The following is a 9367-nucleotide window of genomic DNA, read 5'->3' as shown; positions in this document are numbered from 1 at the left end:
CTCCACATACTCCGCTCTGATAATACAGGTTCACCAGATGCTTGAGGGCCATGGCAAAGAATCCTGAAAGAGATATTCCAGCAGTATGGCTGACTGCGTATGTTCCACCGATGGACACCATGTATCCATGGAAGTTTGACTTGTATGGTTTTGGAGGAGTTGCTTTCAGCCCGAGTTCCTGCTTGATGGTATAGATAATGCCGTCAGCAGCGGTCTTTGCAGTCTGCTCTGCAGCCTCGACAATTTGTGGTACTGCTCGGTTATCCTCGATGAACCACATGCCATCTCCAGCGAGATAGACGTTATTATGATCGGGGCTCTGCATGAACTCATTGACAGCCTTTCTACCAATCTTTCCATCGGTGAGGGGGAGTCTTTCGCAGAATTCAGTACCACGGACACCACAGGTCCATACCAGAGTCTCCGTCTTGATGACATCTCCGTTTTTGGTGGTGAATCTATCTGCTTCAACATTGGTGATCAGGCTGTTGAGCATAATCTCAACACCCTTCTTCTCCATACGTTTGACTGCCTTCTCTCGAGGTTTCTCAGGAAGCATATTCAAAATATTTCCCAGTCCCTCGCAGTTGATCAAGCGAACCTCTTTCTTGAAGTCTATACCGTGTTTCTTGCACAGGATGGGAAGCCACTCGGTCAGCTCTCCAATAAGCTCTACACCGGTAAAACCACCGCCTGCCACTACAAAAGTGAGCATCTGCTTGCGCTTTTCCTCGTCAGCTTCCTTGACAGCCTTACGTACCGTGGATTCAATATGGGTGCGGAGTTTCAATGCATCCTCAAGACTCCAGAGATAGAAAGCGTGTTCCTTAACTCCTGGAATATTGAAATCGGCAGTCTGGGCTCCAGTGCTGATAAGAAGTTGATCATAGGAGTAGGTGGACCTTTCTCCAGCGAGCACCTGCTTCTCGAAATCAATGCTGGTAATTTTGTCTTGTACAACCCTAACCATCTTGCCGGAAAAAATACGGTCAAAGGAGATCTTAACCGATGCCTCATCAACACGATTTCCTGCAACTTCATGCAGCTCGGTCATGAGAATATGGTGGCGGTTCTTGTCGATCAAGGTAATCTCAACCTTGTCTTTCTGTTTCTTGAATGCCTTGTGCAGTGCTTTTGCTGCATGCACACCTGCATAGCCTCCACCTAAAATAACAATCTGTTTCTTATCCATCATCACGTTCCTTGTTGGCCCTGTACGGGTACAGCGAGAATTATTAGGAAGGTGGGAACTATCATTTTAACCCCACCAAGTCTCACAAGAAGGCACTCTAGCATAAAACTAAGAATTAATGCAATTATACCATGTTTTTATCGATACAAAATACACATATCCTTGAATATTCTTGTGCTACAAACCTCTCCTCTGTGTAAGGTAATTCTCCTGTAAGCGTTACTTACAGTAAAGAAAATTTGAAAATTTTTTTGTGCACATTTTTGATATCAGAGTAAAACAATTGGTATAGTATTTTGTATAAATACAACTATTATAAACAAATATTGACAATTAATAGTAACTGAAAATATGTATTGATAATTTTATGACGATATTGCATGAGTGTCAAAAATCAGTATATGATTATATATAAATAAAGTTTGAACGATTTTCAAGTATTTGAGGAGTATCTTACGATGAAGAAACATCTATTGCTGGTTCTGACCGTCTTGGCTATCATGCTTGCCTTTGTTGGCTGCGCCAAGTCAGAGAGTGAAGAGACCCAGGCAGCTGTTGCTGCACCGAAAGCTGAGCCGACTGTTTCCACACCGGCACCTGCAGCACCTGCAGCAACCGAAACGTATGCTGATGGCGTGTATTTCGCCGCAGGTGACACCTTTGCTTCTTCCGGTTGGAAGGAGACAGTAACCCTTACTGTCGAAGGTGGGAAGATCACTGATGCTGACTGGAATGCAGTTAACATCAATGCTGGCGCTGACAAGAAGAGCTATGACCAGGCTGGCAAGTACAACATAGTCAAGTTCGGTAGTGCCCAGGCTGAGTGGTATGAACAGGCTGAAAAGGCTGAAGCATACTTGCTTGAGACCCAGGATCCTTCCGCCATTACCTACAAGGATGATGAAGGTCACACCGATGCAATCGCTGGTGTATCCGTCCATGTTGATGCCTTCTTCGACCTCGCAAGCGAAGCACTCGCCTCTGGTCCTGTTGGCCGTGGCCCATACGAGGATGGCGCATACTTCGCCATTGCAGATTCCTATCCTTCCTCTGGTTGGAAAGAATATGTCTCCTTGACCGTACTCAATGGCCGCATTGCTGCTGTCAACTGGAGTGCTGTCAATAGAGCAGGGGATGAAAAGAAGCCGTACGACAAGGCCGGTAACTACAATATGGTCAAGTTCGGTAATGCACAGGCAGAGTGGTATGAGCAGGCTGTCAAGGCAGAAGCATACTTGCTTGAGACCCAGGACCTTGATGGTATCACCTACAAGGATGAAGATGGGCACACTGATGACATCGCGGGTGTCTCAATCCATGTTGATGCTCTCTACAACCTTGCCAAGGAAGCTCTTGCAGCAGGACCGACTGAGATTGGTCCCTTCAAGGATGGTTCCTACTATGCCAGCGAAGAGGCTTTCAGTTCCTCCGGTTGGAAAGGCTATGTCTCCTTGTTGGTAAACAACGGCAACATTGAGAATGTGTACTGGAGTGCAGTGGACAAAGACGGTCGTGACAAGAAGCAGGTTGCTGCTGATGGTGAATATGGCATGTTGGCACGCAGTGCGATCGGTAAGGAGTGGCATGAACAGGCTGCTGCTGTCGAGGCATACCTGCTCTCCACCCAGGATCCAAAAGAGATCACCTACAAGGACGAGGACGGCCACACCGATGATATCGCTGGTGCAACCATCCACGTCAACGATTTCTATGCCTTGGTTGAGGCAGCTCTTGCTGCAGGACCGAAGCAGTATTAATCGAACATTTCATGATTTTCTCCCCGGGGTTTTCCCGGGGATTTTTTTTCTCTAGACCTGTTCAATTCTGCTATAATCGACGCTGGAGTGATTCATGGAGATTGACTATGTCTCGGTATTCATTTTTACCTTTGTGACTACATTTACCCCAGGACCGAATACCATCAGTAGTGCAATGATGGGAATACAGGTGGGGTATCGGCGTAGCATCCCGTATTTCTTGGGAATCGCAACCGGCTTTTTCTCCATCATGCTCCTTGGTGGGCTCTTTGCTTCTCTTCTACTTCGTGTGCTTCCTGAGGTGATGCAGGTGTTTTCCTATGTAGGGGCAGCGTACATCCTCTATCTTGCCTACCGTGTCCTGCATGCCGACTATGCATTTTCCGAGCAGAGCCCCAGACTGCTGGGCTACAAGGATGGGTTGTTGTTGCAGCTCTTCAATCCAAAGGTACTGGTCCTTGCCCTTACCATCTATACAACATTTCTTGGTTCCATGGACCGGAGTATGACAGCCTTGTTCTTGAGTGCTCTCTTCCTTACAACAATGAGTTTCTCTGCAATCTCCCTCTGGGCTTCCTTTGGTGCTGCATTCTCTCATCTCCTTACCTCACAGAGGGTCAGGAGAGTGGTAAATGGGCTGCTGGCGTTGTTGCTTGTCTATAGTGCAATTACGTTGGTAGTTGCCTGAGCAAGGAATGAAAAAAACCCCCTGCTGATTAGAGCAAGGGGTCTGGGTATTACAATAAACGTACGGTTCTATTCATCATCCTGTGGGGGAAGTACCTGTTTCAGGAAGGCTAGGGTACGTTCTTCCTTTGGAGCACTGAACATCTCCTCAGGGGGAGCTTCCTCAAGGATGACTCCTTCATCCATGAAGATGACACGGTCTGCGACCTCCTTGGCGAACCACATCTCATGGGTTACCACCAACATCGTCATCCCCTTGTTTGCAAGGTCAGTCATGACCGAGAGTACCTCACCAACCAGCTCTGGATCGAGTGCGCTGGTAGGTTCGTCAAAAAGCATGATCTCGGGTTCCATGGCAAGTGCACGGGCAATGGCGACACGTTGCTTCTGTCCGCCGCTAAGCATGGCTGGGTAGACATCCGCTTTATCGCTCAGTCCAACCTGCTCAAGGATCTCAAGACCTTTCTTCCTTGCTTTCTCCTTGGGCATCTTCTTGACATGTACCATTCCCTCCATCACATTGCCGATGACCGTCATGTGGGGGAATAGGTTGAAGTGCTGGAAAACCATCCCAAGACCCTGGCGGACCTTGTTCAGTTGTTTTTCCTGTTGCTTTACTCGCTTGCCATTAACGTATATCTTTCCTTTCTGGGCTTTCTCCAGAAAGTTTACACAGCGCAGCAACGTGCTTTTTCCACTTCCCGAGGCGCCGATGATTACCACCACTTCGCCCCGCTTAACTTCGAGGTTGATGTCCTTGAGAACTTCCAGGTCACCGAACCACTTCTTGAGATGTTCTATCTTCAGGATTGTTTCATCTGTCTTGTGTGTTTGTTTAGTCATGGTCACTCACCTTCAATCTTTGTTCGATGCGATGCATCACGAATGAGAGCAGGCTCGTCATGATCAGGTACCAGATGCCGACAATAAGGAACATCTCCATGTACATGAAGGAGGAAGAGCCCATCTGCCTTCCCTTGAGCATAAGCTCTGGAACGGCAATAGTAGATGCAAGGCTGCTGTCCTTCAATGCGATGATCAACTGGTTGCCCAATGGGGGAACAGCTCGCTTGAAGGCTTGTGGGAGCACAATACGTTGCATTGCCTTCCCCTGGGTCATACCCAGGCTTCGAGCAGCTTCCATCTGCCCGTAATCGATGGACTGGATGGATCCACGGAAAATTTCGGCAATGTAAGCACCGTTATGTACCCCAAGTGCGATGATCGCAGAGGGGATAGGGTCGATGGTTACAATGCTGGTAAGTCCGTAGTAAATGATGAACAACTGCACCAGCAGAGGTGTTCCCCTGATGAGGAAGATGTAAGCTCTACTGATGGCACTTACCCATTGACGTTTGGAAAGGCGGCCGAGAGCGGCCACCAATCCAATAATAAGACCAAGTAGAATCCCGAAAAAGGTGATCTGTAGCGTATAGAGTGCTGCATCAGCGAATTGGAAAAAACGCTGGGGAATCACCGTTAGATCCCATGGTAATATACTCATTCTAGGATTCTCCCTTACTCTACGGTAATGTCTTCACCGTTGAACCACTTTTCACTAATCTGTTTCATGGTGCCATCGGCAAACATATCGTTGAGTGCAGCATTGACCTGCTCACGGAGCTCATCGTCATCCTCATGGAAACCAATACCCATGACTTCACTGCGGAGTACTGATCCTACGAGTGTAAGCTTGTCCCCATCCTTCAGCTGGTTGATGGCATTCAGTCCAACAATCCTATCGGTCAGGACGCCGTCTACACGACCGTTGAGCAGTTCGATCAAGGTCTGGTTGTCATCTTCATAGAGCTTAACCTTGGTACCAAGATTCTTTGCATCATTCTCAAAGGTGGTTCCAGTTACAAGCCCAAGGGTACTATCACTGGTAAGGTCATCAACAGAATTGATACCGCCATCCTTCATGGCTATCAACTGTGGGCCACTGTAATAGTAAGGGATGGAGAAGTCGATGACTGCCTCGCGTTCTTCTGTGATTCCCATACTGCCCAAAATTCCGTCATAGCGTTTTGCCCTGAGGCCTTCAACAATTCCGTCCCATGCAGTGGCTACGTATTCCAGTTCCATGTCCAGGCGGTTGGCGATCTCAGCAGCAACATCAACATCAAACCCGATGATATCCCCATCTTCTTTCATGTAGTTAAATGGAGGGTATCCACCGGAACCAGCGAAGGTGATGGTATTTGTAGTTTCCGTCTGTCCTTGTGCAACCAAGGCAGGAAGCGAAATCAGTAACATCAATCCAATAATAAGCAACTTTCGATACAATTTGTTCGTATTTTTCAAAATAAACTCCTTTGAAAAAATTGATATAGAATTGTAACAATGAATACCTGTTTCATACAACTGTAAAACAGCTATTTCTTTACCCTTAATGCTTTGTGTGTTTTTACTGTTTATAACATGGTCAGGCATAATTAGTTTACTAGGGGTACTTTACTCTTGATTAAATAAAAAAAGAATGCTATAAATTATAACATGGTTTCGAGATTATCACGCCCAAAAATCATTGAAATTGTCAATAAGAAGAATCATGTCACCTATTTATATGAGGACCAGTACTACTGGGACCCTGATAAAAAACAGACACGGCATAAACGTCGATGCATCGGTAAACTTGATGGAGTAACGGGAGAGCCGATCTATAACCCTACATATCAACAGGAACTGGAGAGTCAGGGAGCGGAGACTGTTAAAGCGATTCCTTCGTTCCGGCCCTATGCGTTTGAGCAGTTGCAGGAAGTCATTGAAAAGGAACTCAGCCTAAGAGAGTGGATGCAGCCATTCATGAGCAAGGAGAAGGTGGAAAAACTTTTGCATCTTGCTTGGTACCTGATCTGTTCAAACAACCCCATCTCCTATGCTACCCATTGGAAACAGGGAATATACACGAGTGTGGAGAGTTTGTCTGAATTGCAGGGGATCCTTCGATCCCTAGATGCTGAGTTCCTTCGGCTCTGGGGACAACGTTGCTTGGAAAAATTTGATGAGAGTACCAGTGAAATCCTCTTTGACCTGTGCAGTACAGCCAGTTATCAGAATCATAACCCATTCCTGCAGTATGGATATAACCGGGATATTGAGGCATTGGAACAGAATACCATTATCTTGCTTGCCCATGGTGATAACCACATTCCTTATTCGTTTCAGATTCTGGATGGGACGATGCTTAGCAGTAAGACCATCGCTAATGTGATGGATACTCTGGAATTCGATACCGATACGGTATTGATGCTTAATCGCAGATATTTCTCAGTCCCCAGGATTCAGGAGCTGGTTGAGTTGGGCTATCGGTTCATCATCCGCATCCCAACTCGAAAGAGATGGTTGGAGCAATTCATTGAAAAACATCGTGATGAGATCATGCAGGGGACAGCGCTCTATGATTGCAAGGGTAGGGAGCTGAGGAGTCTGAGTCTCCCTGCACCCTTCCTGGAGGAGGAGTCTCTTACCATTCATCTCTATTATGATGAGCAGTGGAGGGAGAACCAGCGAAGCAATCTACTCTCCTTGCTGGGGAGATGTAAACGAGAGTTGGAGTTTGAAGTTCCACTCGAGGAGCATGCCCGTTTATATGAAACCTATTTCAAGGTGCGAAAACGACCCAATGGAAGTAACAGGGTGAGTCTGAGTCGAGACCCTCTGAGAACCTTTGAGGCCTCCCAGGCAGGTATCTGGGCAGTGATCACAAACACAGGGCTCTCAGCAGAGCAAGCTCTTGCCAAGTATGAACAGCGTAATGACTTTGAACATCGGTTCAACAACCTCATGAACCAAGAGGACTGCAGGTTGCTGCACATCCAGTCCCCCCAGTATTTTCCTGGCAGGGTATTTCTCCAGCTCATCTCTGAAATCATTCGTCAAAAACTACTGGAAAAGTTGCAAGATAGCGATTACAGCCTGAGCCAAGCACTTTTTACAGTTATGGATATCCAGGAAGTAACATTCAGGGAGAATGATACTCCGTATAGGAGTGAGCTGAATGATCAGGACAAGGAGATTCTCGGGAAGCTTGGCATTGAGGTGGAAGAAGCCTAGAGAGACCGCTAATCCTCCACATACTCAAACAGATCGCCTGGTTGGCATGATAGATGTCTGCAGATGGCTTCCATGGTTGCCAACCTTACAGCACTGATTTTTCCTGTCTTGAGGTTTGAAAGGTTTGCCATGGTGATACCAACCTTCTCTGATAATTCAGTAAGTGACATCTTTCGATCGGCCAGCACTCTATCGAGGCGTATGATGATGGGCATATTGTGTACCTATACCGTTTGTTCGTACTCGCTCTGCAGGTACAGGGCGTAGGAGAATACTTTTCCCAAGGCAAGGAGTGCCAAGGCATACAGTACCTCAGAGGTAATGGGGGTGAAGCTGAAGTGCAGTAATTCATGAGCAACCGGTCCCGCAAGTTGCAGGAAAAGATAGAGATGGAACTGCCTTAGGTAGGTTGTAAGCAACAACAGCAGCCCCATTGAACGAAAAGCTTGGGGCAACAACTCGGTAAAACCATTCTTTTTGGAAAGGGAGTCCACTGCTTTTCTTAGGAAGAAGAGAAAGAGAAGTGACAAGAAGAGGGTAATCACCACCACGAAAGAATAGATGCTATACATACCTGCACTCTCAGCGTGGACTGGAACTGCAAACTGCAGTCCATTCTGCATCAGAACCGGTAGGGAAACCTGGGAAGCAGAGCTGGTCAATGGTGCAATAATGAGATAGGCAGCCAGAACAACAAGAGCAATACTGCCGAGGATAATGCTGGTGGTAAGGAGCATCAGAATAGGTTTTAGGTATGGATTTTTATAGTGATTCATATTGTTCTCCATGTAATAAGTATTGAATTACAGGAAAAATTTATCGTGAAACGATAAATATGTCAAACATGTAATATTATAAATACATGTATCTTCATCCATATACCTGATGCTTTCATTTGATCTGTTTGGAGTTCTCATGTTTTGGTGATGAAATGTTTCCTGAAATACATCCAAAGTGAAATTCGTGACAGTGATTGCGTTACAGTGGTGTTGCCGTTAAGCGAAGTAGTACCAAATTCCATTTCGCCTCGAGAGAGTGAATTGTTGCTTCATAACACCTTTTTCTCCTTTTGAGTACATTTTTGTGTACAGCATCACGGGTGATACAGAAAAATGGGCTAAAAAGAAAAACCCTCTTCTGTTTATTTCGTTAAACAGAAAAGGGTTAGTAAGTGCGGTAGACTGGACTTGAACCAGCACAAGATTTCTCCCACTAGCACCTCAAGCTAGCGTGTCTACCAAATTCCACCACTACCGCATTCTTGAAGTATTGTTCGCTCTTGAAGTGAACGTGCCAACAATACAACAAGGGCGGGGAGCTCGTCAAGCCCTCTTTTGAAAATTGAGTGCAACATTTACGAGAGCAGGCTTTCAGCCTGGTCCAGAAGGGATGAGAAGGTGGAAAGAGCATCCTTTACAGGCTCTTCCTTCTGCATATCAACACCAGCTTTCCGTAGTGATTCAATGGGGTAGAGGCTGCCTCCACTACGAAGGAAGTCGAGGTACGACTGCCTGTCTTGCTCTGTCCCATTGAGCACTTTCTTGCTCAAGGCTATGGAAGCACTCAACCCTGTCGCATACTTGTACACATAGAACGGGCTGTAGAAGTGAGGAATCCTCAGTCCCTCAAGATCGCTTTCTTCTGCAAAGGACACTGCATCCCCGAAATACTGCTC

At 46.4% G+C, this 9367-nt stretch carries 10 protein-coding genes and 1 tRNA gene; 3 read left to right on the top strand and 8 right to left on the bottom strand.

Features of this window, described 5'->3' with window-relative positions; translation table 11 throughout:
- Positions 1-1192, bottom strand: a 1192-nt coding sequence (locus JF818_RS01440; RefSeq protein ID WP_198890211.1) for an NAD(P)/FAD-dependent oxidoreductase, incomplete at its 3' end; no start/stop codon positions are given.
- Between the two features lie 458 nt (positions 1193-1650).
- Between JF818_RS01440 and JF818_RS01435 the strand changes: the two genes are divergently transcribed.
- A complete protein-coding gene (locus JF818_RS01435) occupies positions 1651-2949 on the top strand; it encodes a hypothetical protein (protein WP_198890210.1) in 1299 nt (432 codons plus the stop codon).
- Between the two features lie 94 nt (positions 2950-3043).
- A complete protein-coding gene (locus JF818_RS01430) occupies positions 3044-3637 on the top strand; it encodes a LysE family translocator (protein ID WP_198890209.1) in 594 nt (197 codons plus the stop codon).
- 68 nt (positions 3638-3705) lie between these two features.
- Here JF818_RS01430 and JF818_RS01425 read toward each other — a convergent pair whose 3' ends face one another.
- Genes JF818_RS01425 through JF818_RS01415 form a run of 3 tightly spaced genes read right to left on the bottom strand, consistent with a single transcriptional unit; the run spans position 3706 to position 5940 of the window.
- Positions 3706-4446 carry an amino acid ABC transporter ATP-binding protein gene (locus tag JF818_RS01425; protein ID WP_198890213.1) on the bottom strand — a complete coding sequence of 247 codons (741 nt, stop codon included), beginning with the start codon at positions 4444-4446 and terminating at the stop codon, positions 3706-3708.
- Positions 4447-4471: 25 nt separating this feature from the next.
- Positions 4472-5140 (bottom strand): amino acid ABC transporter permease, encoded by a 669-nt coding sequence (locus JF818_RS01420; protein ID WP_198890208.1) that lies wholly within the window; start codon positions 5138-5140, stop codon positions 4472-4474.
- Between the two features lie 14 nt (positions 5141-5154).
- Positions 5155-5940, bottom strand: a complete 786-nt coding sequence (locus JF818_RS01415; protein ID WP_233065381.1) for an ABC transporter substrate-binding protein — start codon at positions 5938-5940, stop codon at positions 5155-5157.
- Positions 5941-6132: 192 nt separating this feature from the next.
- On the opposite strand from JF818_RS01415, the gene JF818_RS01410 reads away from it, so the two are divergent.
- The gene (locus JF818_RS01410) at positions 6133-7692 is read left to right on the top strand and encodes a hypothetical protein (protein ID WP_198890207.1); all 1560 of its coding nucleotides are present in this window, start codon (positions 6133-6135) and stop codon (positions 7690-7692) included.
- Between the two features lie 8 nt (positions 7693-7700).
- Here the strand turns inward: JF818_RS01410 and JF818_RS01405 are convergent, their stop codons facing one another.
- The 4 genes from JF818_RS01405 to JF818_RS01390 form a co-directional block, all read right to left on the bottom strand.
- A complete protein-coding gene (locus JF818_RS01405) occupies positions 7701-7907 on the bottom strand; it encodes a helix-turn-helix transcriptional regulator (RefSeq protein WP_198890206.1) in 207 nt (68 codons plus the stop codon).
- Between the two features lie 9 nt (positions 7908-7916).
- On the bottom strand, positions 7917-8468 hold the full coding sequence (locus JF818_RS01400; protein WP_198890205.1) for a DUF2975 domain-containing protein: 552 nt from the start codon (positions 8466-8468) through the stop codon (positions 7917-7919).
- A gap of 396 nt (positions 8469-8864) precedes the next feature.
- Positions 8865-8949, bottom strand: a tRNA-Leu gene (locus JF818_RS01395).
- 97 nt (positions 8950-9046) lie between these two features.
- A partial coding sequence (locus tag JF818_RS01390) for a M3 family metallopeptidase (protein WP_233065378.1) occupies positions 9047-9367 on the bottom strand: 321 nt, incomplete at its 5' end.

It is taken from the genome of Sphaerochaeta sp. S2 (assembly GCF_016406725.1).
In the GTDB taxonomy this organism is placed as follows: Bacteria; Spirochaetota; Spirochaetia; order Sphaerochaetales; family Sphaerochaetaceae; genus Sphaerochaeta.
The sequence above is the reverse complement of the archived record's forward strand: the minus strand, read 5'-3'. Positions and strand labels throughout refer to the sequence as shown.